This window comes from Streptosporangium sp. NPDC001681 (genome assembly GCF_040298085.1).
GTDB lineage: Bacteria > Actinomycetota > Actinomycetes > Streptosporangiales > Streptosporangiaceae > Streptosporangium.
Map to the genome: position 1 here is coordinate 19,394 of NZ_JBEOZN010000008.1, position 25,863 is coordinate 45,256.

The window sequence follows — 25,863 nt, forward strand, 5'->3', positions numbered from 1 at the left end:
CCTCGCGGCTGAGAGGCTTCACGTGCCCCTGTCGACCTGACCCTGGAGCTAGACCTCCCGGGCTTCAGCCGAAGCCTCCTTGCCCCCCTCAAGGGCGAGTGGGGTGTCTTCACCGGCTGAGGGCCTTGAGGCATCGACGGTGCTGCTGGAAGATGTAGAGCGCGCGGGCAGCAGTGCCGCGGTGATGGCGACCAGCGCTGCTGCGGCGCTGACTCGCTCCTCGGGAAGCAGAAGGCCGATCACAGCGCTGATCAAAATGATCGCAGCGCGACGCCGTCGCGTCGCCAGAGGGTTTCGGGCAAGATGGATGATGGACCGGACGAGGCGCATAGGCGTGTTCTCTTTCGGTTCGGGCATCTGTCCGTCCGCCGCCTGAGGTTGCGAGCCAAGTGGGCGGCGTCCGGACAGTGTCCGGGCTGTCCGGACTCTTTAATTCCTACCACCCCTGATATGCAGGCGTTTCGTGTGCGCAGAGTATGGGATGTTTAGGTGACAAGCAGGGGACAAGGGGGCGTCATGGTGAAGAGAAGCTTGGGGGCTCCGAAGGTGCCGCGGGGACCTCAGTACGACTTCTTTGATCTGCTCCAGGGGATAGTCCGCCGTCATGGTGATCTCTCCCTAAGTGATCTCGTCGCTCAGGGGGTGCGTTGCAGTCGGCAAGTCCTCCATCGCGTGCTCGTCGGCCCCGACCTTCCAAGCAGGCCACTGGTCGCGATGCTCCTTGACGTCCTGAACTGCTCCGACGAGGAGAAGAAAGCGGTCGAAGGGGCCCTTCTGCGCGCGCAGGAAGATCGAATTCGTCGGCGCAGGCGCGACCAAACCATGGCCGGGGACAAGAGCAACCCTGCGCAACCGTTAAGACGCACGCAGCTGTTAAGGATCAAGGATTTCCAGCGTGAGCTCCATCAGCTTAGGGCTGCTGCAGGAAGTCCCAGCTTTCGCGACATTGCGGCGAGGAGCGGGCAGTATGGGCTGCTCCTGCCTAGAAGCACCCTGGGTGACTGGTTTCAGGGGCAGCACATCCCCTCGAACTTCGATGCGCTCCTTGTTCTGGTTCACACGCTTGAGGCGATGAGATCAGCTCAGGACGGCTCAGAGACGCGTGTGGATCTGGAGAAGTGGCGTAGCCTCTGGGCGGCTGCGAGACCGGAGTCCGTGCCCGTCGGTCGAGACGTGTCCGGGAGCGGTCTCCGGCCATAACCCGGACGTGACCGGTGGTAGGCCAGTGAGCTGCGGTTATGCAGACAAAGTTCTGACGTGTCCGGAAGCGTTGCCGGACACCGAGAAAATGAGTCATCCTTCCCCGGCGCCCGACGGGGTGCTCCTCAGCGGCCGGACCTTCCTGTCGGCTTCAACGTGCTTTCGGAGGCGGCGACACTCTGCCTCGAGTTCGGCGTTGCGCAGGGCCAGGACCTGGATCTGATTGGCGTAGTTCTTGACGAGTTCCTCCAGCTCGCGTCGCCCTTCGGCGGCCTGCTGGGCCTGCTGACGGGCCTGGCGGCGCAGCTCTGTGACCTCGTCTCGGAGCTGGATCAGTTCGGGCTTGCGTGCTTCGATATTGGTCTTGGCCGCGGTGAACTTCTCGACGATCTCCGAGCAGCGGTAGTAGGAATCTCGCCCGACTCCGGCTTCCCTGCAGAGGTTAGACACGGTCAGCTCTCCGTCGCTGATGGTGGGCTGACCGGCAAGCAGCCTGCTCATGGCTGCTTCGAGACGGGCCAGGGTAGCGGCGTGGGTCATGCGGGGGACTCCGAAGGTTGAAGCTCGTCGATGAGCTGGGCGAGTTCGGCGACGTAGCTGGTGATCGCGATCTGTTGCGGCTGAGGAACAGGCCCGGCGTGCGCGCAGGCGGCCTGAAATTCCAGCGCCTGGCCTCGCGCGGCGACCAGACGGGGCAGATGGACGCTGGAGCGGCGGGCGTTGGGGCAGCGTAAACACATGTTGTGCTGCGGAACCGGGCGCCCGATGATCTTGGCGCGTTTGACGCAGACCGCGGTGGCTGCCTGGAAGAAGCAGTCGTTGAGGACACCGGGATGCAACGTCTTGGCCAGATGGGTGAGCATGGTGCGCAGGCGGGTGGGGTTGCCGACCACGCCAGGCAGGTCACCGAGTTCCCGGCGGATCCGGTCGAACTCGGCGTTGATTCGTGCTGCGGCGCCTCCGGCCGCGCCCTGGCCGGTGTCCCAGTCCAGGTAGAGCTCTTCCAGATAGTCCAGCATCGCCACGGCCTCCTCGGCGGCGACCTCGGCGGCGAACCCGGAAGCGGAGGTCCCGGCGTAGCCCTCGAACATGGCGATCTTGGCGTGTTTGTATTGGCGGGCGCCGGCCACGACCCCGAACGGCTGGTGGGCGAGGTGCCAGGCCAGGGTGCGGCGGAACTGGCGAGTGGTGAACCGCCAGTCGTGCTCGCCGTCGGGTGGGATGAGCGGCTCGTCGCTGGTGAGTGGCAGCGTGTTGAGGTGGTCGCGGAAGTCGTCCAGCAGCGCCGGCACCGTGTCCAGCAGCGTGTAATGACCCAGCTTGGAGCGGTATCCGAACAGGTGGGTGGGGTCGTCGTTGATCTCCAGCAGGACCTTCACCGCCTGGTGCACGACATCTAAGACCACCCATTCGTCTTCCTCGCCGCTTAGCTTCCGCCCTTTGAACACCCGGCCGTGCAGCTTGTAGCGGGTGCGGCCATCGTGCCCCTCGGTGGTGAAGGCGCAATCGCGGCGGAGCTCGCGAACCTCGGTGTCACGCATGCCTGACAGGTAGGCGATGACGATCCAGCAAGCGATCCGCAGCATGTAGATCTCGTTGCGCAGCGTTGGGCGGCTCAGCCGCGGCCGCCAAGGCTGGCCGGTATCGGGCCAAACCGATATCGGAGTGTCCAGGCCGCCGTCCTCATAGCCAAGCTCAGCGCCCGCCTGAAGGATCAGGGGCTGGCAGTGCCAGGCCTGCCCGACTTCAGAGAGCTGGAAGACCAGGGTGTAGTTCGGTGCCTGGATCACTCCGTCGACCACCGGAGCCTCGGGTGCTCGAGCCCGTGACCTCGAGGGGAGGGCGGGGATTCCGCGGCCCTGACGGCGCCGCAGGTCGATAAAGGCGCGGATGCGCTGTTCGACCTCACCGGCGCGCAGCTTGGGACGGGCCTCATCGGCGGCGTCCAAGCGTTCCAGCTCCCGCAGGGCGGCCGTGATGTCGACGCTGGCAGTGGTCACGTAGAACACCGCGGCCTTGAGCAGCGGCGCCATGATCACTTCCGGGATCCGGGGAGTGTCGTTCTCCTCGTCGTCACCGGGGTGTTGGGCGACATGCAAGGCTGGTCGTCCGGGCCATGGATCGAAGGTCAGCGCGTCGCCGCTGATGAACCGGCGGTGCGCCGCCATGTGCTTGATCGTCGAAATCCGGGTGCCGACCGTTCGCGGCTTGATCGGCTCAGCGGGCTGCTCCTGACGTGCGCGCTTGTTGTGACTGCGATAGCGGCGGTCCGTGACGGGAACCGTCCGGGACTCGCGAGGCTTTTTCATCTCGGTCAGCCAAGCCCTCAGCACGACGTCCAGGTGCTCCTGGGTGGCCTCAGCCAGCCGCGTCACCCCAAGCTCGGCGAGAGCCTCGACGATCATGACGTAACGGTTGAACTCTTGGTTCACCCAGGTGATCTTCATCGGGCGAGTGCCGGCTCGGGGCCGATGCCGATTGGGGACGGCTCGGTTGATCCGTGAGTAGAAGTACTCCCGTGCGGCGAGTTGAGCCGGACCGTCCGGCAGACGATCGAATCGGATCATGGCGTCCTTCACCGTCCGCGGGACGAATGGTGTGAAGTCCCACTCCAGGTCGGCGAACTTCGGGCCCCGCCCGGTGCGCTCGTCGGTCACATACTCAGGCAGGACGTACTGATCCGGGGCCAGCGGTGAGGCCGGCCTGGAAGTCGGAGCGGCCAGCGGTCTTTGCTCCGTGCTGGCTGACCTGCTCACGCCACTCCTTCGGTGAACTCGGGCGGCAGCAGCAGGTGGGCCCCGCCGCCTTCAGCGATCGCCCAGGCGGTGGAGATCTGATCGGAACGGAACCGGTTGCGGACCCCGTGGACGATCCGCTGCCAGGCCAGGCCATAGCGCAGGTTCCATTCGGCGACCGGGAGCTCGTCGCGTTGCCGTTCGATGAAGTCCAGGAACGTCAGCACCTGCGGCAGGTGTCGGGCGGTGAACACGGCGTTCGGGCATTCCAGGCATCCCCAGAGCGCGACCGGGCAGGCCTTGCCCTTGGAACCGAAGGGAGAGTCGTAGAAGTCCCGGCAAGAGGCCAGGAACACATCACTCTCCCCGCTGAGAGCGGCCCTCACCTGCTCAGGCGGCAGCGGTTCTCCCTCATCCAGGCGGCCCCCGTCCTCGTCCAGGACGACCGGTGCCGGTAGCGAGACCTCCAGAGCCTCGTGCAGTCCAGCCTCCAGGGCCAGATCGTGAATCTCCTCGTGTGCTTCGATATCGGCGTAGTGGCGGGCGGCGACGTCAGGCGTGTGGCCCTGGGTGAAGTCAGCCAGGACACCAGCGGCCTTCAGGTATTGCTGTGACTTGAAGCTCTTGCGCAGCCTGCGCATGTCCAGCCGCACCGAGGTGCCGTCGAAGTCGGTCAGCTTGTCCAGCCCGTGCGAGGCCATCCAGCCGTCCGTGTGGAACGCCAGTATGCCGAGATGCCGGTCGAAGGCCGCCCGGGTGCCGGCCTGGCCGTGGTAGCACCACAGGTAGTCGCTGCCGATCCTGGCCCGGGCGCGCTCGGTGAGCCTCAACGCCAGCCGTAGCAGCCCTCCAGGCTGTTTGAGGGTGCCGCCGTCGCTGACCCGTAGTTGCTTGACCTCACGCCCCTTAGCGCGGCGTTTGACGTACTGAATGCTGACGAAGCCGCGGGCGGGACTGACCAGGCAACTGGCCCGCAGCCGTTTCACCGACTCCGACTCCATCCCGGTCAGGCAGATCACCGCGACCACGAACGGAAGCAGATCATGGATCGCCAGATATAAGCGGCGGTTGCAGGCCCGGACACCGCCGAACACGTGTCCCAGCTGGTAGGCGCTGCCTCGGTGACGGGTGTCGGCCTCCTGCAGCGGACGGCGATTGGCCACCAGCCAGAGCACGTCCTCCAGCCGACCCCAGCCGACCTCATCGGGGTCCTGGCCCGTCGCGGCCAGGGCCTCGCCCTCGGTCATCCGCTTGCCCGCCGCCGCCACGTCGGCCAAGGCGGCGTCTCGAATCGCCTCAAACACCCTCGGCGAATAGGCATTCACCGGCTTGGGGCTGCGCGACGACACGCGGGCGCCGAACCCGATCCGCTCGACCAGATCGGCCTCGAACGCCTCCGGGCTGGCCAAGTGGGCGTGCCGCAGCACCCGGATCATCGCCGAGGCCACCACGTTCGGTTGCGGGCTGGCAGCGCCATACTTGACCAGCAGGGCCTGCTCGAACGCGTCGACGTGGTCGGGCTCCAGATCGGCTGCGACCAGATCGTCATCGTGCTCAGCGCGAGCGACGAAGGAGACGAACATCCGGAGCGCCGACAGCACATGCGCCACCGAATTCCAGGTCGTGATCGTGCCGCCTTCGCCGGCGTAGGCCTTCACCCCTTCGGCCAGGACACGAACCAGCCGCGGGCAAGGCAGATCCGAGAAGTCCACCCCATGATCGTGTCCGTCGTAGCGCAGCGTGAAGATCACCGGTCCCAGCTGCGGGACACCAGCCGGAGCAGCCGGCGTCTCTTCGACATCGGGCAGCCGGGCCCAGCGGCCCCGCCGTCGCGGGCCGGTCTCGGCGCTCACGCCGCGTCCTCGCCAAGCTCGGGGACCTTGACCCGGGCCAGCGCTTCCGCCTGCTCGTCCCAGTCCTGCAACGCGGCTAAGACGATCTCCTGCGCCTCATCCAGGACGTCCAGATAGATGAAGACGGTTTCGCGGTGGCGATGCCCCAACAGCAGTTGCAGCCGCCGCAGCGGGTCGCCGATCAGCATCCGCTTGACCCGCTGGCTCATCAGTGATTCGCCAGGCTCCAGCCGTAGTGCCTTCACCGTCTGCCGCAGCAGCAGCCCGAGCATGTGAACGGCGAAGGTGTGACGGAGCATGTGCGGATGGACCTCCAGGTCCAAACCGAAACGGGCGCATCGCTCGTTCGCCCGGCGAAACACCGCCTGCCAGGTCGATCGCGCCAGTGGCAGCCCGTCCTCGCCCAGCCAGAGCCACAACGGCTCGCCGGGCACCGTCCCATCCATCCGCCGCAACCGCAGCCGATCCTCGATCGACAGCTCCCGAAATGACTTACGGCCTCCTCCAGCCAGCAGGACCGACGCCCGGCTGGCCGAGACCATTCCGATCCACCCCGCCGCCTTCGCATACGACCCATCGGCTCGCTTGCGATGCACCAGTTCGTCCCGCTCGATATCGAGGTATTGATGCAAGTTCCGCAGCACCCGCCGGGAGATGAACACCGTGCGCGCCTTGGCCCGCTTGGTGATCGAGGGCGGCAGATGCAGATCACCGACCTTGCCGTGATTAAGCGGCGGCGGCACCTCACTGACCAGCAGGCTAGAGGCCTCGGTCAACCGCATCCCCGTCCCCACCAGCAGATCGGCGAACATCGCGTTGCGTTCGCCATGTCGACCTCGCCAGGCCGGATCCGGGCGCCCGTCCGGTAGCTGCCCACGCAACCCCACATCCCGCCAGGTCAGGTAGTCCTCATAGGCCAGGAACCGGACCGCGGACGCTTCCTCATCGACCTCCCGCAGGGCGTTGATGCGGACCACTTCAGAGCCCCACGGAGTGAGCACCGTCTTCTCGACCATCCGGAACGGCTCAACCTCCAGCAGCTGCTCCGACAGCGCCCAGGTCACCCACTTGGTCAGCGCCGCCAGAAACCGGTTCCACGTCGACGCCGAGACCCTGAACTCTCCCGCCGTCTGGCGCCGCGCCCGCTGATAGGCCAGCAGATCCTGCTGCTTCGCCTCCCACAACGTAAGACCGCCCCGCCGCTGATCCAGAAACCGGCCGAACACCGCCAGATCATGGGCATAGGCCGCGATCGTGTGCGGCGAGCGGACCCGCCGCCCCGGCAGCTCCCGAAGGAACCGATTCAACTGCAGGTCATACGAACCATCCGCCGCCAAGACGAACGGCATCCCCTCCTCGCCGGCCGCCCTGCTCAACACCTCCGATTCCCTGCCCAGCAAGCAAGGCGCACCGGCCGCCCTGCTCAGAGACGTCTTGTAGACGAACAACCCCACCCCTCCAAAAGACCTTTCGCAGAGAAACCAGTGAAGCCACTGCGACACCAGAGAAGTGTGAACATAACCCCCGAGTTCTCGACGACCGTTCTCGACGCGCTCAGGCAGCCGCTCGAATCGGGCCGGGTGACGGTCTCCAGGGCACTGGGGGCGGTGACCTTTCCCGCCAGGTTCGCGCTGGTGATGGCGGCCAACAGGTGCCCGTGCGCGCGGCCCTCCACCCCCAAGGATCCGTGCGCGTGCGCTCCCGCCGCCCGCCGCCGCTATCTCGCCAGGCTCTCCGGCCCGCTGCTCGACCGGGTGGACGTCAAGGTCAGCCTCTTCAGGTCGACCCGGCGCGAACTCCTCGCCGACCGCCGCTTCATCGAGCCCAGCAAGGTGGTGGCGGAGCGGGTGCTGCTCGCCCGTGAGCGCGCCGCCAAGCGGTTCGCGAACACGCCGTGGCGCTGCAACGCGGAGATGCCCGCCCGCGCCCTCCATGCCGAATACCGGCCGCCACCCGCGGCGATGTCACCGCTGCTCCGGCATCTCGACAGCGGCCTGCTGAGCGCCCGGGGTCTTGACCGGATCATCAAACTGGCCTGGACCCTGGCCGATCTCGCCGGCAAGGACCGGCCGGAGCCGCACGAGACCAACTCCGCCCTCGGGCTGTGGCTGGGGGAGGAACGTTGAACGACAGGCTCGCGCGGCTCACCCTGACGCGCCTGGCAGAGCCGGGTGACACCGCGATGGGCGCACTCGTCGCCCTACGCGGTCCACAGGCCGCCGTCGCCCTGGTCCGGGAGGGCGCCGCGGACGCGGATTTCACCCGATGGTTCGCCGACACCCACGGTCGCCCGGCTGGAGGCCCCGGTCCCCGCGACGGGGGCTCCGGTCCGTACGGCGATCTGTACGACAGGGGCCCGGACCGGCGTGGGGGAGGGGCCGGTGCGTCCGATGGTGCCTCAGCCGGCGCCTCAGGGGCGGGTGGTGGCAGGAGGGCCGGGTGGGACGGACGGCTCGCGGGCAGGTTCGACCGGATGGTCGCGTCCTGGGCGGCCCGGCTGAAGACGGCCGACCCCGAGCGTGATCTGGCCGAGGGCGAGCGGATAGGCGCCAGGCTGGTGATTCCCGGCGACGCCGAGTGGCCGAGCCAGCTGGATGACCTGGGAGACTCACGGCCCCATGCGCTCTGGCTGCACGGCGACGCCGACCTGCGATTCTCCTGCCTCAGGTCCGTCGCGGTCGTCGGTTCCCGGGCCGCCACGCCATACGGCACGCACGTGGCGGCGGAACTCGGGGCGGGGCTGAGCGAGAGGGGATGGGGGGTCGTCTCCGGCGGCGCCTACGGCATCGACGGTGCCGCCCACCGCGGTGCGCTCGCCGGCGAGGCACCGACGGTCGTCGTGCTCGCCTGTGGCGCCGACGTCGCCTATCCCAGCGCGCACCAGCAGCTGTTCGCGGCCGTTCGGGCGCAGGGGGTGCTGGTCAGCGAATGTCCCATGGGCGCGCACCCGACCCGGCCGAGGTTTCTGGTCAGGAACCGTCTCATCGCGGCCCTGTCACGGAGCACCGTGGTCGTCGAGGCCGCCGTGCGCAGCGGGGCGCTCAACACCGCCGGGCACGCGGTCGCGCTCAACCGGCAGCTGGCCGCGGTGCCGGGCCCGGTGACCTCGGATGCTTCGGCGGGGTGCCATCGGCTGATCCGCCAGGGCAAAGCCATCTGCGTCACCGGTGCCGAGGAGGTGATCGAGCTCGCCGGAGCGATGGGCACCGATCTGGCCCCAGAGGCGCGCGGGCCGGTGCTCCCCCGTGACCGGCTCGACCCAGAGAGCAGGAAGGTCGTCGAGGCCATGCCCACCCGGATCGGCATGGGTCCGGCGACGATAGCCGTCGCCGCGGGCGTCGACCTGGAGACCGTGCTCTCCTGCCTCGGCGGCCTGGCCGCCGCGGGCTACGTCGAGCGTGTCTCTCAGGGCTGGCGTCTCCGCGCCGATCGTCCTTTCGGTGGATAGCCTTTTCCCCGGACAGGGAGGCGGGAGGCCTGCCCGGGGAAAAGGCCGCCTAGGCATCCGTCAGGGACGAGCACCGGCGTGCCCATCGGCGATCACCGCTGCGCGGGACGGTCGGCGAGATCCCGGCCGGGCCACAGGGGGAGCAGGCGGACCTGGCCGTGACCGAGGAGGAGCAGGGGGTCGAGATAGGCACGGTCGCGGAGCAGCCCCCAGTGCAGGCAGGCGGTGGGGCAGTGCCCGGGGACGTCCTGGAGGACGCCGATCACCTCGCCGGTGGCCACCGCCCGCCCGCGTCCCACCGAGGGCTGGACGGGCAGGTAGGTCGTCCGCAGGCCGCCGGAGTGGAGCACGGTCACCACTCCACGGTCCGCGAGCGGGCCCGCGTAGCCGACCGTTCCGGCTCCCGCGGCACGCACCTCGGCTCCGGGCGACGCGGCGAGGTCGGTGCCCCTGTGGCCGGCCAGCCACGGCTGCGCCGGTGGCGCGAACCCCCTGAGCACCCGTGGTCGCCCGGCGAGCGGCCATCCCCAGAGTGGAGAGGGGGCGGGCGCCTCGCCCGGACGCGTCGCCCCCGCCATGCCGAGCGCGGCCTCGCGGCCGGTTGCTCCGCCGGTTGCTCCGCCGGGGGATGCGAGGGGGGTCGCGTGGTGGGCGCCGGCTGCCGGAGCGGCCAGGATCAGCGAGCAGAGCACGGCTCGCAGTCCGATGGCGGAGAAGGGTCTCATGCCTGCGAGCATGCGGACCAGCGGTGCGGCGGGTATGGGCCGAACTGGATTCTGTGGATAGGCGGCCGAGGGTGTGGAGGGATCGCGTGGCCGAAGAACGTATTCGCGAGCTGGCGGCCGAGGTGGGGGTCGAGCTGCCGCCGGTACGGGTGACCGGGGATGATCCGGTGCTGCCTTCCGTCTTCCGGGTGGGCGCCGCCGCCGCCGTCGCCGTCGGAGCCGCCACCGCGGCGGCCGCGGCGCTCGGGGGAGGCGGGCGTGAGGCGGCGGTGGACGTACGGGAGGCGGCAGCGGCCTTCAGGGACGAGCGTCACTTCAGGATCGACGGAGTCGCCGGGGAGCTGTGGGCCCCCCTCTCGGGTGACTACCGCGCCGCCGACGGCTGGGTCCGGTTGCACGGTAACTTCGACCACCACCGGGACGCGGCTCTCGCGGCGCTTGGACTTCCCCCGGCCGCGGGCAGGGACGCCGTCGTGCGCGCCTGCGCCGGCCGGGCCGCCGTCGAGGTCGAGGAGTCGGTGACGGCCGCGGGAGGATGCGCCGCGGCCATGCGCAGCCGTGCCGAATGGGGCGAGCACCCCCAGGCCCGCCAGGTCGCCAGGTCGCCGCTCGTCGGCCTGACCCGGTTCGGAGACTCCGGCGGTGGGCGGACCCGTGCCCCGAGGAGGGGAGAAGGGCGGCCGCTGGACGGGGTTCGGGTGCTCGACCTGACCAGGGTGATCGCGGGGCCGGTGGCGACACGCACGCTGGCGGCCCACGGCGCCCAGGTGCTCAGGGTGGGCGCCGGGCACCTTCCCGAGGTGCCGGGGCTGGTGATCGGCACCGCGTTCGGCAAGCGGTCCTGTCACCTCGACCTGAGGACGACGGCCGGGAGCGCCGCGCTGCGCGACCTGGTGGCCGGGGCGGACGTGTTCGTGCAGTCCTACCGGCCGGGGGCTCTCCAATCGCTGGGGTTCGGCCCCGGGGAACTGGCGGCGATCAGGCCGGGGATCGTCTGCGTGGACGTCTCGGCGTACGGGGGACGCGGGCCGTGGGCGCTCCGGCGCGGGTTCGACAGCCTGGTGCAGATGGCGTGCGGCATCGCGCACGAGGGTGGTGACGGATCACGGCCGCATCCGCTTCCCGCCCAGGTCCTCGACCACGCCACCGGCTACCTGGCCGCTTTCGGGGCGATGGCCGCCCTGCTCCGCCGGTCCGCCGAGGGAGGCTCCTGGAGGGTTGAGCTCTCCCTGGCGGGGACCGCGCGATGGCTGGACGGCCTCGGCCGGATCGACGGCGCGGCCACCCCGGAGCCGGACGTCACCGATCTGATCGAGGAGATGGACAGCGCCTTCGGCCGCCTGACCTATCTCCGGCCCCCCGGCACCGTCGGTGGCGTCTCGCCGTACTGGTCGAGCCCGCCTCCGGAGAACGGCGAGCACCCGCCCGCCTGGTGGTGAGGTGGCCGCGCGGGGCATCGCGATCACCGTGTCGAAATGCCGGCGGAGTGGCGGAGCGGGGAGAGGCCGATCCAGGCGATCGTGGTCAGCACCCCGGCCGCGGAGATCCACAGCACCGGGCGGAGCCCCAGCAGCTCGCCGAGCAGGCCACCGGCCAGGCTGCCGAGGGTGAGGACGCCCTGGATCATGAAGGACATCGTGGCGTTGACCCGGCCGCGCAGTTCGGCGGGGGTCTCGCGCAGGGTGATGGCGCCCATGCAGACGGAGAAGGCCACGATGGCCATGCCGGAGGTCACCGCGGTGGCGGACATGAGCAGGAGGCTGCGCCACGCCGGCCCGCCGGCGAGCGCCGCGACCGCGTAGTCGACGGGGAAGAGCAGGGTGGCGCAGACCAGCATCCGGTTCTCACCGAACCGTCTGGTCAGGCGCGGCACCACGGCGGCACCGAGCAGGCCGCCGATGCCGAAGCAGGCGGTGATCGCGCCGACCAGGCCCCCGGGCAGGTCGAGCACGTTGAGCGCGTAGATCACGAACAGCGCCATGTACACGCCGCCGAAGAAGTTGATCGTCACCCCGCTGCCGCAGAGCGCGCGGAGCGCCGGGTGCCGGGCCACGGTGCCCAGGCCCTCGCGGATCTCGGTCCACATGCCGCGCGGGGGAGCGGGGGTGTGGGTTTCCGGCGCGGTGATCCTCCGGATCAGGAACGCCGAGAGCAGGAAGGACAGCGCGTCGACCAGGATCGCGAACGGCGCGGTGATCAGCTGGACGAGCAGCCCGGCGAGGCCGGGGCCGCCGACGCTCGCCACGGCGAAGGCCGACTGGAAACCCGCGAGCGCCTCGGTCCGCTGGCTCTCGTGGACCACGGTGGCCAGGTGCGGGAAGTTGACCGTCCTGAAGATCACTGAGCAGGTGCCGACCACGAACGCCACCGCGATCAGCCACGGCACGGTCAGCAGTCCGGTGATCCAGGCCGCCGGGACGGTGGCCATGGCGGCGGCCGAGACCAGGTCGCAGGCGATCATGACCGGCCGGTGCCGCCTCAGCCGGTCGGCGAGGGCACCCGCCTGGAGCCCGATCAGCAGGTAGGGCAGCGAGGTCGCGGCGGTGAGCACGCCCATCTGGGTAGGGGAGGCGCCGAGCAGGACGGCGGCGGTGAGCGGCACCGCCAGCCGGGAGACCTCGGCGCCGGTCTCGGTGACGGCACGGGCGGAGAGCAGGAGCCGGTAGTCGCGCTGCCTCCTGAGCGGCACCGGCTGGAACACGGAGGTCACGTCGCCCTCCGGAAACTGTGAAGGGAATGCTTCATAATTGTGAAGGTAGTCCTTCATAGTTATGAAGGCAATGTTTCATATTTGGAGTGGGTACGGTCTGCACATGACCGAGGTACGGAAGCACAGGTCCCTCACCGATCCCACGGCGATGCGCGCGCTGGCCCACCCCGCGCGGCTCGCGATCCTGAACCGGCTCCACGCCGAGGGGCCCTGCACCGCGACCGAGGTCGCCGAGGTCGTCGGGGTCACGCCGAGCGCGGCCAGCTATCACCTGCGCATGCTCGCCAAGTACGGCTTCGTCGAGGACGCGCCCGCGCGCGGCGACGGCAGGGAGCGGCTGTGGCGCTCCAGCTCCGTGGGCCTGAGCGTCACTCCCGATCCGGACGACGGCCCGGACGTGCGCAGCGCCAAGGAGTTCCTGATCAAGGCCCTACGGGACCAGGCGGCGGACGAGGTGACCCGGGCGATGGAGAACTTGGAGCGGGAGTCCCGGGAGTGGCGCGGGGCCGCGGTGTTCAACCGCGCCGTCCTGCTGGTCGACGCCGATGAGCTGAAGCGGCTGAACGAGCGGATCGACGAGCTGCTCGCCCCCTACAAGACCACCGTCAGAGACCGGGCGGACGCTCCGTCCGGGGCTCGGATCGCCGAGGCGCAGATCAATCTCTTTGCTCGGGCTCGACGCCGGCCACACGGCCTCCCCCGTGACGCGTAAGGGGCGCTTGACGACCGAAGGTCAGGGAGAGGCCCGGTTACGGGTACAATTTTTGGTGGCCCATTCGTCATGGGCCGACTTCGCATGCCCCGTCAAGAGCCAAGATCCCTCGGTCCGGGTGAGAGCCCGGCTGGATCCGGTTCGGGGCATCAGGGCGACAGCCGCAGGTTGTCGCGGCCAACCGAGAACAGCGCCCAGAGATGGGCGCCCCGATCTGGAGGACAATCAATGTCCACCCCCGTCGTCACCATGCGACAGCTGCTCGAAAGCGGCGTGCACTTCGGCCACCAGACCCGTCGCTGGAACCCGAAGATGAAGCGCTTCATCTTCACCGAGCGTAACGGCATCTACATCATCGACCTGCAGAAGTCGCTGGCCTTCATCGACAGGGCCTACGACTTCGTCAAGGAGACCGTCGCGCACGGCGGCACGATCATGTTCATCGGCACGAAGAAGCAGGCCCAGGAGGCCATCGCCGAGCAGGCCGCCCGCGTCGGCATGCCGTACGTCAACCAGCGCTGGCTGGGTGGCATGCTCACCAACTTCTCCACCGTGCACAAGAGGCTCCAGCGCCTGAAGGAGCTGGAGGAGCTCGACTTCGACAACGTGGCCGCCTCGGGGCTCACGAAGAAGGAGCTCCTCATGCGCCGTCGTGAGAAGGAGAAGCTCGAGCGCACCCTCGGCGGCATCCGGGACATGTCCCGGATTCCCAGCGCCGTGTGGGTCGTCGACACCAAGAAGGAGCACATCGGGATCAGCGAGGCTCGCAAGCTTCACATCCCGGTCGTGGCCATCCTCGACACCAACTGTGACCCCGACGAGGTCGACTACCCGATCCCGGGTAACGACGACGCCATCCGCGCCGTCGGCCTGCTGACCCGCGTCGTCGCCGACGCCGTCGCCGCCGGTCTGATGGCCCGCGCCGGTGCGGGCCGTGGTGGCGACGACAAGCCGGCCGTCGCCGGTGGCGCCGAGCCGCTGGCCGAGTGGGAGCAGGAGCTGCTGGCCGGTGGCGCCGAGAGCGCCCCGGCCGCCGAGGCCGAGGCCGAGGTCGTGGAGGCCCCTGCCGAGACCGAGGCCGCGGAGGCTTCCGCCGAGACCGCCGAGGCCGAGACCGCCGAGAAGCAGGCCTAGGTCATCTCCGTACGGCCTGGCCGTACGACCCGCAAGACCCTTCCGGGTGGGTGCCGCTCAGTCGGGGGCACCCACCCGATCCACGACGATTCCCACGAGGAAAAGACAATGGCTTCCGTGAACATGGCCGACGTCAAGCGGCTTCGTGAGCTGACCGCCGCCGGCATGATGGACTGTAAGAAGGCTCTTGAGGAGTCCGAGGGCGACTTCGACCGCGCGGTCGAGCTCCTCCGTCTCAAGGGTGCCAAGGACGTCGGCAAGCGTGAGGCTCGCACCGCCTCCAACGGCCTGGTCGCCCTGGAGCAGGACAGCGACTCCGCCGCCGCGCTGCTGGAGCTCAACTGCGAGACCGACTTCGTCGCCAAGGGCGAGCGTTTCCAGGAGCTCGCGGCCCAGGTGGTCAAGCACGTCCTGGCTTCCAGGCCGACCGACGTGCCCTCGCTGCTCGAGTCCGAGCTCGACGGCAAGAGCGTCAAGACGCACCTCGACGAGGCCAACGCCGCGCTCGGCGAGAAGATCGAGATCCGCCGGTTCGCCGTGCTCGAGGGCGGTTTCATCGGCTCCTACATGCACAAGACCGACCCCCAGCTTCCCCCGGCGGTCGGCGTGCTCGTGCAGCTCGACACCCCGAACGCCGGTGTCGCCAAGGACATCGCGCAGCACGCCGCCGCGATGGCCCCGAAGTACCTCAGCCCCGCCGAGGTCCCGGCCGACGTCATCGAGAAGGAGCGCGCGCTCTTCGAGGAGATGACCCGCGAGGAGGGCAAGCCCGAGGCAGCCATCGGCAAGATCGTCGATGGTCGCATCAACGGCTGGTACAAGGACTTCACCCTTCTTGAGCAGTCCTTCGTCAAGGACAACAAGAAGTCCGTCGCGAAGTTCGCGGACGAGAATGGTGTCAAGGTCCAGGCCTTCGTCCGCTTCAAGGTTGGCCAGGCCTAATTCCAGACACCCGCTCTTTACGCAGAGCACCAAACGAGGAGGCCGCCGCCGTGCAGGAGAATCCAGGACCCGCCACGTCGGCGGTTTCTTCGTACTCGGATCCGCTTCGCTGGAAGCGGGTGATGTTGAAGCTGTCCGGCGAGGCGTTCGCCGGCGGCGAGCCGCTGGGCATTGACCCGGCGGTCGTGGGTCACCTCGCGGACTCGATCGCCGAGGCCGTCCGAGGTGGCGTCCAGGTCTCGGTGGTCGTGGGCGGCGGCAACATGTTCCGGGGTGCCGCCCTCTCCGAGCGCGGCATGGACCGGGCGAGGGCCGACTACATGGGCATGCTCGGTACGGTCATCAACTGCCTGGCCCTCCAGGACTTCCTGGAGAAGCGGGGTGTCGACACCCGCGTCCAGACGGCCATCACCATGCAGCAGGTCGCCGAGCCGTTCCTGCCCCGCCGTGCCATCCGTCACCTGGAGAAGGGCCGAGTGGTCATCTTCGGGGCGGGGCTCGGCTCGCCGTTCTTCTCCACCGACACCTGCGCCGCGCAGCGAGCGCTGGAGATCGGTGCCGAGGCTCTGCTCAAGGGCACCCAGGTGGACGGTGTCTACGACGCCGACCCTCGTAAGAACCCCGATGCCGTCCGGTTCGACCACCTCGAATATGGTGAGGTGCTGACCCGCGGACTGGGGGTCATGGACGCCACCGCCATCAGTCTGTGCATGGACAACAACCTTCCCATCGTGGTCTTCGACCTCATGGGTGAGGGCAACATCCTGCGGGCCGTGCGCGGTGAGAAGATCGGCACGCTGGTAAGTCCGGCACGTTAGGGAGCGAGCCCGACGTAGCGAGCGGAGTGGTGCGTGAGGTAGGTGCGTGCCGCGAAGTGAGTGAGGAGTGGTGAGTGACCAGGAGACAGGGAGCGAGCCCGACGTAGCGAGCGGAGTGGTGCGTGAGGTAGGAGCGTGCCGCGAAGTGAGTGAGGAGTGGTGAGTGACCAGGAGACAGGGAGCGAGCCCGACGTAGCGAGCGGAGTGGTGCGTGAAGTAGGAGCGTGCCGCGAAGTGAGCGAGGATGGTGAGTGACCGAGAAGACAGGGAGCCGCTGTGATCGACGATACTCTCCTCGAAGCCGAGGAAAAGATGGACAAGGCCGTGTCGGTGGCGAAGGAAGACTTCGCAGGCATCCGCACCGGTCGGGTCACCCCGTCGATGTTCAACAAGATCAGCGCTGAGTACTACGGGACGCCCACCCCCATTCAGCAGCTTGCCTCGTTCCACGTGCCCGAGGCGCGCATGGTCATCATCCAGCCTTTTGACAAGAGCTCGATGGCCGCGATCGAGAAGGCGATCCGCAACTCGGACCTCGGTGTGAACCCTGGTAACGACGGAGCGGTGATTCGGGTGGCCTTCCCCGAGCTGTCGGAGGAGCGCCGCAAGGAGTACATCAAGGTCGCCAGGAACAAGGCGGAGCACTCCAAGGTCTCCATCCGTAACATTCGTCGTAATGCCAAGGAGATCCTGGACAAGCTGGTCAAGGATGGCGAGGCCGGTGAGGATGAGGTACGCCGGGCGGAGAAGGAGCTTGACGACCTCACCCAGAAGCATGTCGCCAAGATTGACGAGCTGCTCAAGCACAAGGAATCCGAGCTGCTTGAGGTTTGATCCATGATCCTTGTCCCGCGCGGGGGCTCCGTGCGGGACAAGGATTTTGTGTATGTATGAAAGTAGGACCCCCTGTGGAACCCGTGGCGGGCAGTAGCCGTACCGGCCGGAATCTCCCCGCTGCGGTGGCGGTAGGTCTCGCCCTGGCGGCGGTCACCATAGCCTCCCTCTACTTCGTAAAGGTGCTCTTCCTCGTCGTGGTGATCGCGGCGGTGGGCGTCGGAGTGACGGAGCTGGTCAGGTCGTTCGAGGCCAGAGACATCAGGATCCCGCTGATCCCGGTTCTGGCCGGCATGGCCGCCATGCTGACCGGCGCCTACTGGGGCGGGCCCGCCTGGCTGGTCGGCGTCTTCGCGATGACCGTGCTGGTGTTGATGATCTGGCGGATGTTCCTGGGCACCGAGAACTACGTCCGCGACATCACCGCGACCATCCTGGTCGTCGTCTATCCCTCCCTGCTCGCGGGGTTCGTGGCGCTGCTTCTCGCCCACCCGACCAAGGGCGCGGACCTGGTGCTCGTCTTCATCGCCACCACGGTCGCGAGCGACATCGGTGGATATTTCGCTGGGATATCCCTTGGCAGGCACAAGATGTCCCCGACGATCAGTCCGAAGAAGACCTGGGAGGGCTTCGCCGGGTCGGCACTGGCCTGCATGGCCGTGGGCGGCTGGCTGGTGGCGTGGCTGCTGAAGGACGACATCTGGAAAGGTGTCCTCATCGGCGCGGTCGTGGTGGTCTTCGCCACCCTCGGTGACCTGGTCGAGTCGGTGATCAAGCGCGACCTCGGCGTCAAGGACATGAGCAGCGTGCTCCCCGGCCACGGTGGCATGATGGACCGCCTCGACTCCCTCGTCGTGGCGCTGATTCCGGTCTGGGTGCTGTTCACCCTGCTGCTGTGAAGAGGCTCATCTCGTCCCGGTGAGCCTGGTCGCCGACAGGCGCGGAAGTACCGCCCAGTAGCCCTCGGCCGAGACCAGGTTCAGCTCGTCCGGCGTGATCGGGATGAGCCAGAGCCACTGGACGGAGTCCCCGCCGAAGGAGAAGCCCGACAGGTCGGGCAGTCCCGGCAGCCCGGTCAGCATCATGACCCCGCCGTAGGCGGAGCCGAGCGGGAAGGTCTCCGGCCGGTGGTACCACCTGGCGGTGTGGCCGTGGCCCAGCCAGGTGACCGAGTGCCAGGGGTACTGTCCCAGCCACAGGAAGAGCCGGGCCGCGTCACGGGCGTCGCCGGGGGAGGCGACGGCGAGCTCCACCCGGGCATAGGCGTCGGGCCGGTCGATGTACTGCTCGACGGTGGGCATCCGCTGGCAGCTCATCCCGACGGTGGACAGGATCGTGTACTCCCTGCCCCGCTCCGGCGGTCGCTCGGTGATGCCCACCGTGGGCATCCGCTCGCCCCCGGCGTCCCAGAACCGGCCCGCGGTGCCGACCCTGCGGTCCAGATGGCCCATCACGAACTGCTGGAACGACGCCCAGGCGCCGTCGCCGCCTCGCCACTCCCAGTAGGCGCGGGCCTTGGCGATCCGGGAGGCCAGGCCGTCATGGGCCTCCTCCAGTGACCAGGCGAGCGGGGACTCGCCCAGCGCGTCGCGGCAGTAGCCGGGCATTCCCCGGTGCATGTCCGCCCAGCCGGGAATGACCGCGAGCAGCTCTTCGTTCTCGTACAGGGCGACGCCGTCGCCCTCCTCGAACCACAGCGCCCGCAGCGTGCCCAGGGGGCCTCTGCCGTCAGGGTGCCGGGTGTTCGCCCTGGGGGCGGTCGGCGGGAGTGCGGAGTCCAGGCGGTCCTGGTCGAGCCCCTCGGGAGCGGGGCCGTGATTGGCCAGCCAGACGGCTCCGTGCACCTCCCCCTGCGACCCGCACAGGTAAGCTACCGAGGAAGTCTCGTCGCGTTCGACCACCAGGGTGCGGCTCCCGTAGGGATTGACGTCGGTGAGCACGACCTCGACGCCGTCTCCCCGCTCTCCTGTGGGGCGGTTTGTCGCCATACCTCCGGACTCTAGATTACGGTCGGGCACCGCTTCGAGTATTCGCGTAACCGTCGAGAGAAGGCATTGGACGTGTCGACTGCCAGCCCGTCCGGGACCCCCGTACCCGGCCAGCTCACCTTTGTGGCGCCGCGCCGGGCCAAGCCCGCCCGCCACCTGGCCGACCTGACCATGGCCGAGCGCCGGGCGGCGGTCGCCGAGCTGGGCGAGAAGCCGTTCCGTGCCGACCAGCTCTCCCGGCACTACTTCGAGAAGCTCAACGGCGACCCCGCGCTGATGACGGATCTTCCGGCCGCCGCCAGGGAGAAGTTCGCCGCCGCGTTCTTCCCCAGCCTGCTGACCTCCGTCCGGGAGATGACCACCGACGCCGGCACCACCCGTAAGACGCTGTGGCGGCTCTTCGACGGCGCGCTGGTCGAGTCGGTCCTGATGCGCTACAGCGACCGCACGACCATGTGCGTGTCCTCGCAGGCGGGCTGTGGCATGAACTGCCCGTTCTGCGCCACCGGACAGGCGGGCCTGACCCGCAACATGACCACCGCCGAGATCGTCGAGCAGGTCGTCGCCGGAGCGCGGGCGCTGGCCGCCGGTGAGGTTCCCGGCGGTCCCGGGCGGGTCAGCAACGTGGTCTTCATGGGCATGGGCGAGCCGCTGGCCAACTACAAGGCCGTGGTCGGCGCCGTCCGCCGTATGGTCGAGCCCGCGCCCGACGGCCTGGGCATCTCCGCCCGGGGCATCACCGTCTCCACGGTCGGCCTGGTTCCGGCGATCGGCAAGCTCGCCGGGGAGGGGCTGCCGGTGACGCTGGCGCTCTCGCTGCACGCTCCCGACGACGAGCTCCGCGACACCCTGGTGCCGATCAACACCCGGTGGAAGGTCGCCGAGGTCCTCGACGCGGCCTGGGACTACGCGGCCAGGACCAAGCGCCGGGTCTCCATCGAGTACGCGCTGATCAAGGACATCAACGACCAGGAGTGGCGGGCCGACCTGCTCGGCAAGCTGATCAAGAACAAGCTCGTGCACGTCAACCTGATCCCGCTCAACCCGACCCCGGGTTCCAAGTGGACCGCCTCCCGGCCCCAGGACGAGCGGGCCTTCGTCCGGCGCCTGGAGTTCCACGGTGTGCCGGTGACGGTCCGCGACACCCGCGGCCGCGAGATCGACGGCGCCTGCGGCCAGCTCGCCGCCGCCGAGTAACCCCCCTTTTCCTTACGGCTGCGCCCCCGAGGCGCCGACCGCCGCCCGGCGCACTCCCGCCGGGCGGCGCTCCTCTCCCGTCCGTGCTCCCCGCCGCATCGTCGTCCGGCGCGGCGCGGCTCGTTCGGACGTGGTGACGGCCATGTCGATCCGGTCAGCGCATCGCCGTGCGGCCCGGCCTGACCCGGATGGATCCCCACCCCGCCCGGCATGTCCACGCTCGATGTCACGGCACGCATGCGGTCACGGCCTATCCGGACCAAGCGTCGAGAAAAGCATGCCGCCAAACGCCACGAGTCGAAGCTCGGTAGTCGTTCAGGGGTTCAGGCGGCGGAGGCGCACGTAGAGGGCGAGGCTCGCGGCGGTCCAGAAGAGGGTGGCGGCGGAGATAGGGAGGAGGACCGTGTCGAGCAGGCCGTCGTTGGCGGCGCGCATCCAGGGCATGATCGGCACCGAGAGGCGGCCCACGGGAGTCAGGCTGATCAGCAGCAGGGCCAGGTAGCCGCCGAAGAGGGCGAGCATCGAGACCGCGGGGGAGGCCAGGATCGGCCGGCTGGTCAGCGCGCCCAGCGCGGTCCCGGCGCTCACGCCGAGCACGTGCAGCGCGATACCGCTTGCCAGGTCGGCGGGTGCGGGCATGGCGGCGAAGCCGTGGATCAGCGGGAGCCCGATCGCGATCGTCGCCATGCCGAGGTTGACCGTCAGCGCGGCGAGCAGCCCGGCCCCGATCTCGCGGCCCGGCCGTCCGGCCGCCGTCATGGAGATCAGCCGTTGCGTCGGGGGCTCGGTGTCGAGCAGTCCCCGTGCTGCCCAGGCGAAGACGAGGATCAGCAGTCCGGCCGAGTCGGCGTAGGCGGACAGCTCCTTGCCGGGCGGGGTCAGCGTGGAGTAGAAGATGGCCAGCATCATCAGGAGCCCGATCATCGGCTGGAACAGCCGGTGCGATCGGGCGTAGGCGGAGAGTTTGAAACGCGCGAGATGGATCATGATGACCGCCTGGTGAGGTAGCCGTCGGCGCGGAGCTTCTGTTCCACCTCGTCGGCGTCGCCGGCGTCCACGATCACCTCGATGACCACCTGCCGGGACGATCCTTCCGAGGCGTCCCGGGGAACCAGGGGAAGCGGTCGCGGTTCTTCGTAGGTGTCTCGGGGGGAGAGAACGGGCTGGGAGGGGGCGTCGGGGCCGGGTGTGGAAAGCGCTGAGGGCTCGTGGGTGCCGATGGTGACGTTGCCGTCCGCGACGAGCCAGTGCTCGGCGCCGGGGAAGTCCTGGAGTTGTTTCTGGTGGTCGCTGACCACGACCGTCCCGCCGCGTGCGGCGATCTCTTCGATGATCACGGGAAGTTCGGTGCGGGTCTGCTCGTCGAGCCCGGCGAAGGGCTCGTCCAGGATCAGCAGGTCCGGCGGGGCCAGCAGCGACTGGATGAGTCCGATCTTCTGCGCGCTGCCCTTGGACAGGTCGCCGAGCGGCTGGTCCAGCAGGTGGGTCGCGTTCAGCCGTCCCGCCAGGTCCCCGGCGGCGGAGGTGGAGGAGATGCCCCGGATCCTGGACATGTGGGTCAGGTAGGCGGCGACGGTGAACGGCTGGTCCACCGGGAACACGTCGGGGGCGTAGCCGACGACGTCGGGCCGGTCGGTGATCGAGCCCCGGGACGGGGGGACGAACCCCGCCATCAGCCGCAGCAGCGTCGACTTTCCTGCGCCGTTGCGGCCGGTGACCTCGATGACGGAGCCGGGACGGAGCGTGAGCTCGACATCCCGCAGGATCCAGGGGCTGCGCCGTGAGTATCGGAAGGACAGCATGGAGAGCCGCATAAGCCGCAACCATACCGCGATCATTCGCCGGACCCGGTTGATGGAGCGGGTGGCGCCCGGGTCAACGGTGATCCACTGCGGGTCTGCGTAGGCGCTGCCTCAGCGGGTGGCCGCGGTTGCCGTCCACCGCGTTCGCCCCGACGTGCGCGCTGCCGCTCTCCACGCTGGAGGTCGTGACCGGCCTGCCCTGCGTCCGCGTCCTCCGTGGCGGCCGTCGTGAAGCCTCCTGCCGCGCCGAGCCGCTGGATGGCGGAGACCCCAAAAGATTCCCGCGAGCCGGCGAAAGTGGCAGTAGGTCGTGGGTGTTACGTGCGATTCACGCACGATGATCTCGATACATCGGATGTATTTATTTGCGGCACCCGGTGATTTCTGGCCGAGGTGGCCAAAGTATGGCCTGGTCGGCGACTTGCTGTGAGTATCTGGCCAGCTTTTCCCATCCAAGGGGGATATTTCACGTCTTGACGTATCTAGACATCCGATGTTAACTACGGCTGACAGGTCCGATCTACCAACTGTGAAGCAAGGGTCCACTTTGTGATGGCAGTCGTCCTGGTGACGGATCTGCACCTACGGGGAAGTCAAGGAGCCGCCGCCGGTCGCCGATTGCCGGCGGCGGCTCACTGACTCCCGGAGTGCTCCCCTGCAGCACGTCACCCGCTCACCGGAACGTCCCGCCCAAGCGACCCGCTCTCACCCGGCGGAGGCGCCGGCACGTAGGTGGGTGAGTCGCGCGCTTGGTCAAGGCGGGGCGGCGTGGCCGCCGTCCCCGGTGGCGATTAAGGAAGATCATGTCGAGAAAACCAGTACGCCTCTTACTCGTGTGGTTCCTCGTGACATGCCTGGCCTCGGTCGGCATGGCCGCGCCGGCGTGGGCGGCACCGGGTGACACGGCCTTCGACCAGACGGCCGGGGTTCTGAAGGTCGACTACGGGTCGTACCTGTCGAAGCACGACATCGTCTACAACCGCCCCAACACCAACCCGATCCAGGGCCTGACCGTCGGCAACGGCCGCACCGGGGCCATGGCCTGGAACCAGAACGGGCTGACGATGCAGGTGTCGGGGGTGGACCTGTCGCCGCAGTCGACCTACGCGGCGGGCCTGGCGAACCTCAGCACCAGCCCGGCCATGGACACCGGGTACACGACCTTCCAGCAGCGACTGTCGCTGTACGACGGGACGCTGACCACCAAGTACGACTCCAACCGGACCGTGACCGTGATGGGGTCACCGAACTCCGAGGTCATGGGCATCCACGTCGAGGACACCCGGGGCGGCATATCCAACGTGGCGTTCGACCTCAGCATGTGGGACCCGGCCACCGTCCAGAACATCGCGGACGTGCCCGACCTGAACACCTGGCGGACGATCTCCACCTTCTCCGACGCCGGAGTGGCCGGATTCAGCAGAGGCCAGACCGACGCAGGCGGCTTCGGCTACACCATGGCCGCCACCGTCGAGGGCGCGAACTTCACCACCCAGGTCGTGGACGGCAGGAGGGTACGGCTGAACATCACACCCACCTCCAGCTACACGATCTGGTTCACCGCCGCCAGCCGGATCAACGCCCCCAACCGAGACTCGGTCGCCCAGGCCCGCAGCCAGCTCACCTCGGTCAAGAACACCGGCTACGCCAACACGTTCAACAACTACCGCAACTGGTGGCACGCGTTCTGGGCCAAGTCGTTCGTCCAGTACTCCAACTCCTCCCGCGACGCGGACTACATGGAGAACGTCTACTACCTCAGCACGTACATGATCGCCGCGGGCGGCTACGGCGACTACCCGCTGCACTTCATCAACGGGGTCTTCCGCGCCACGCAGGACAACTCCAAGTGGAGCAACGCCTACTGGTACTGGAACCAGCGAGACGTCTACAACTCCTTCCTGGCCTCCAACCACACCGACCTGATGAACACCTTCAACCGGCTCTACAGCCGTAATTACAACGCGCTGAAGTCGTACACGACGACGAGGTACGGGATCGACGCCCTGTGGGTGCCCGAGACCATGGGCTGGGACGGCAACGCGCGCGGCACGATCAACAGCGACTACACCAAGAACATCCTGACGACCGGCTACCAGGCCGCCCACAACATGTACCTGCAGTACCGCTACACCAACGACGCGAACTACCTGCGGGACGTGGCGTACCCGTACATGCGGGAGACCGCGAAGCTCTACAAGGGCCTGCTGTCCTTCGACGGGCCGACCGGCAAGTACTACATGGCCAACTCCAACTCCCACGAGACGTACTGGAACGTCCGCAACGCGATCACCGACCTGGCCGCGGTGCGCAGTATCTTCCCGCTGACGATCCAGGTCAGCCAGCAGCTCGGTCTCGACAGCGGCCTGCGTGCCGACTGGCAGAACATCCTGAACAACCTGACCGCCTACTCCGTGGTCAACGGTGCCTACCAGCCGCACCAGCCGCCGATCTCACAGACGAGGAACAACGAGAACGTCGCCTCCGAGCTGATCTGGCCGTACAACATCACCGGCATCGGCTACCCCGACTACCAGACCGCGGTGAACACCTGGAACCAGCGGCCGTTCCCCTACGGCAACGTCTGGTCCAACGACGCGGTCCAGGCGGCCCGTCTCGGTCTCGGTGACCAGGCCTACCAGGGCATGAAGACGATGCTGCAGAAGTACCAGAACCACCCCAACGGCATGACCACCAACACCAACGGCGTCTTCGAGTATCTCGGCGTGCACCTGTCGGCGCTGAACGAGTCGCTCATGCAGAGCTACAACGACAAGATCAGGGTGTTCCCGGCGGTGCCGGGCGACTCCTCCTTCGTCGGCAAGTTCACTCTCCTGGCCAAGGACGGCTTCCAGGTCAGCTCCGAGCGCGAGGCCGGGGAGATCAAGTACGTCGGGCTCAGGAGCCTGCACGGCAAGCAGGCCACGGTGGTCAACCCCTGGGGCACCCAGCAGATCCGGGTGCGCCGCGCCTCCGACAACGCCGTCCTGACCACCGTCTCCGCCGGCGAGGTCTCCTTCGCCACCGCCGCCAACACCGTGTACGTCGTGGAGCGGACCGCCAAGCCGCTGAGCGGTTACGCCTCGACGACGCTGACCGGATCAGCCAACCAGGGCGTCAAGGCGCTGAGCGGCACCGCCTCCACCCTGGGTCTCCCGGGGGGTACGACCGGCACCGGGACGATCAGCCTGCGTTCCAAGGCCAACGGTCTCTACGTCACCGCCTCCAGCGGCTCGCCGCTGATCGCGAACGGGACGTCCAACGGGACGGCGCAGCAGTTCGACCGCGTCGATCTGGGCAACGGCAACGTGGCTCTCCGGGCGAAGATCAACAATCAGTTCGTGGCCGCCGAGGGCGCCGGAGCTCAGGCGCTGATCGCCAACCGCCCCTCCGCCGGGCCTTGGGAGACCTTCCAGCTCAGCACCAACCCGGACGGCTCGGTCAGCCTCAAGGCTCAGGTCAACGGCAAGTTCGTGTGCGCCGAGGGCGGCGGAGCCCAGGCGCTGATCGCCAACCGCGACGCGGTCGGTCCCTGGGAGCAGTTCGACCTGATAAATAACTAAATCAGCTGATTTTGCGGAAACCGAGTTCGGTGGGCTCGGTTTCCGCTATTCCCGCCGGTTACCCGGTCTGTCGGGCTCGGCTGCCGTCGTCCTCGCGGGGTTATCCGACCTCGCCGGGTGCCGAGGCCGTTTCCGCGGGGCTCGGCACCCGCCGGAACGCCCGGATCCGCGCCCGCCCCTGACGTCTCGCTTTTGTCCGGTG

General features: G+C 68.4%; 20 protein-coding genes. 11 read left to right on the forward strand and 9 right to left on the reverse strand.

The window, feature by feature from the left end; translation table 11 throughout:
- Positions 1–1,293 precede the first annotated feature (1,293 nt).
- Genes ABT130_RS05355 through ABT130_RS05370 form a run of 4 tightly spaced genes read right to left on the reverse strand, consistent with a single transcriptional unit; the run spans position 1,294 to position 7,236 of the window.
- Positions 1,294–1,740: a hypothetical protein gene (locus ABT130_RS05355; RefSeq protein WP_350953046.1), complete on the reverse strand. Its 447-nt coding sequence runs from the start codon at positions 1,738–1,740 to the stop codon at positions 1,294–1,296.
- The gene (locus ABT130_RS05360; RefSeq protein ID WP_350953048.1) at positions 1,737–3,956 is read right to left on the reverse strand and encodes a site-specific integrase; all 2,220 of its coding nucleotides are present in this window, start codon (positions 3,954–3,956) and stop codon (positions 1,737–1,739) included. Before ABT130_RS05360 ends, ABT130_RS05355 begins: the two co-directional genes overlap by 4 nt.
- Entirely contained in the window at positions 3,953–5,788 is a 1,836-nt protein-coding gene (locus tag ABT130_RS05365) for a hypothetical protein (protein ID WP_350953049.1), read from the reverse strand. Before ABT130_RS05365 ends, ABT130_RS05360 begins: the two co-directional genes overlap by 4 nt.
- Positions 5,785–7,236: a tyrosine-type recombinase/integrase gene (locus ABT130_RS05370; protein WP_350953051.1), complete on the reverse strand. Its 1,452-nt coding sequence runs from the start codon at positions 7,234–7,236 to the stop codon at positions 5,785–5,787. The genes ABT130_RS05365 and ABT130_RS05370 overlap by 4 nt, the downstream gene beginning before the upstream one ends.
- 63 nt (positions 7,237–7,299) lie before the next feature.
- Between ABT130_RS05370 and ABT130_RS05375 the strand changes: the two genes are divergently transcribed.
- Together ABT130_RS05375 and dprA are read left to right on the forward strand one after the other, a co-directional pair.
- Complete coding sequence (locus tag ABT130_RS05375) at positions 7,300–7,914, forward strand: ATP-binding protein (RefSeq protein WP_350953053.1); 615 nt, start codon at positions 7,300–7,302, stop codon at positions 7,912–7,914.
- Entirely contained in the window at positions 7,911–9,236 is a 1,326-nt protein-coding gene (gene dprA, locus ABT130_RS05380; RefSeq protein WP_350953054.1) for a DNA-processing protein DprA, read from the forward strand. The genes ABT130_RS05375 and dprA overlap by 4 nt, the downstream gene beginning before the upstream one ends.
- Before the next feature lie 92 nt (positions 9,237–9,328).
- Here the strand turns inward: dprA and ABT130_RS05385 are convergent, their stop codons facing one another.
- Positions 9,329–9,961: a murein hydrolase activator EnvC family protein gene (locus tag ABT130_RS05385; RefSeq protein WP_350953057.1), complete on the reverse strand. Its 633-nt coding sequence runs from the start codon at positions 9,959–9,961 to the stop codon at positions 9,329–9,331.
- Between the two features lie 86 nt (positions 9,962–10,047).
- Between ABT130_RS05385 and ABT130_RS05390 the strand changes: the two genes are divergently transcribed.
- Positions 10,048–11,400, forward strand: a complete 1,353-nt coding sequence (locus tag ABT130_RS05390; RefSeq protein ID WP_350953059.1) for a CoA transferase — start codon at positions 10,048–10,050, stop codon at positions 11,398–11,400.
- A 23-nt stretch (positions 11,401–11,423) separates the two neighbouring features.
- Here the strand turns inward: ABT130_RS05390 and ABT130_RS05395 are convergent, their stop codons facing one another.
- A complete protein-coding gene (locus ABT130_RS05395) occupies positions 11,424–12,671 on the reverse strand; it encodes an MFS transporter (RefSeq protein WP_350953061.1) in 1,248 nt (415 codons plus the stop codon).
- Between the two features lie 103 nt (positions 12,672–12,774).
- Here ABT130_RS05395 and ABT130_RS05400 point away from each other — a divergent pair, with 103 nt between their 5' ends.
- The 6 genes from ABT130_RS05400 (at position 12,775) to ABT130_RS05425 (ending at position 18,010) form a co-directional block, all read left to right on the forward strand.
- Positions 12,775–13,383 (forward strand): ArsR/SmtB family transcription factor, encoded by a 609-nt coding sequence (locus ABT130_RS05400; protein ID WP_350953062.1) that lies wholly within the window; start codon positions 12,775–12,777, stop codon positions 13,381–13,383.
- 228 nt (positions 13,384–13,611) lie between these two features.
- Entirely contained in the window at positions 13,612–14,517 is a 906-nt protein-coding gene (rpsB, locus tag ABT130_RS05405; RefSeq protein WP_350953064.1) for a 30S ribosomal protein S2, read from the forward strand.
- Between the two features lie 108 nt (positions 14,518–14,625).
- Positions 14,626–15,459 carry a translation elongation factor Ts gene (gene tsf, locus ABT130_RS05410; RefSeq protein ID WP_350924037.1) on the forward strand — a complete coding sequence of 278 codons (834 nt, stop codon included), beginning with the start codon at positions 14,626–14,628 and terminating at the stop codon, positions 15,457–15,459.
- A gap of 122 nt (positions 15,460–15,581) precedes the next feature.
- On the forward strand, positions 15,582–16,277 hold the full coding sequence (gene pyrH, locus ABT130_RS05415; RefSeq protein WP_350924039.1) for a UMP kinase: 696 nt from the start codon (positions 15,582–15,584) through the stop codon (positions 16,275–16,277).
- Positions 16,278–16,553: 276 nt separating this feature from the next.
- Positions 16,554–17,111 carry a ribosome recycling factor gene (frr, locus tag ABT130_RS05420; protein WP_343971771.1) on the forward strand — a complete coding sequence of 186 codons (558 nt, stop codon included), beginning with the start codon at positions 16,554–16,556 and terminating at the stop codon, positions 17,109–17,111.
- Between the two features lie 74 nt (positions 17,112–17,185).
- Entirely contained in the window at positions 17,186–18,010 is an 825-nt protein-coding gene (locus ABT130_RS05425; protein ID WP_350924041.1) for a phosphatidate cytidylyltransferase, read from the forward strand.
- A 6-nt stretch (positions 18,011–18,016) separates the two neighbouring features.
- Here ABT130_RS05425 and ABT130_RS05430 read toward each other — a convergent pair whose 3' ends face one another.
- Positions 18,017–19,099, reverse strand: a complete 1,083-nt coding sequence (locus tag ABT130_RS05430; RefSeq protein ID WP_350953066.1) for a suppressor of fused domain protein — start codon at positions 19,097–19,099, stop codon at positions 18,017–18,019.
- Between the two features lie 72 nt (positions 19,100–19,171).
- On the opposite strand from ABT130_RS05430, the gene rlmN reads away from it, so the two are divergent.
- The gene (gene rlmN, locus ABT130_RS05435) at positions 19,172–20,296 is read left to right on the forward strand and encodes a dual-specificity RNA methyltransferase RlmN (protein ID WP_350924045.1); all 1,125 of its coding nucleotides are present in this window, start codon (positions 19,172–19,174) and stop codon (positions 20,294–20,296) included.
- Between the two features lie 315 nt (positions 20,297–20,611).
- Here the strand turns inward: rlmN and ABT130_RS05440 are convergent, their stop codons facing one another.
- On the reverse strand, positions 20,612–21,283 hold the full coding sequence (locus ABT130_RS05440; protein WP_350953068.1) for a hypothetical protein: 672 nt from the start codon (positions 21,281–21,283) through the stop codon (positions 20,612–20,614).
- A complete protein-coding gene (locus ABT130_RS05445) occupies positions 21,280–22,098 on the reverse strand; it encodes an ATP-binding cassette domain-containing protein (RefSeq protein WP_350953070.1) in 819 nt (272 codons plus the stop codon). The genes ABT130_RS05440 and ABT130_RS05445 overlap by 4 nt, the downstream gene beginning before the upstream one ends.
- An 803-nt stretch (positions 22,099–22,901) precedes the next feature.
- Here ABT130_RS05445 and ABT130_RS05450 point away from each other — a divergent pair.
- Positions 22,902–25,661, forward strand: coding sequence for a glycosyl hydrolase family 95 catalytic domain-containing protein (locus tag ABT130_RS05450; protein ID WP_350953072.1), 2,760 nt, complete (start codon positions 22,902–22,904; stop codon positions 25,659–25,661).
- Positions 25,662–25,863: the final 202 nt, after the last annotated feature.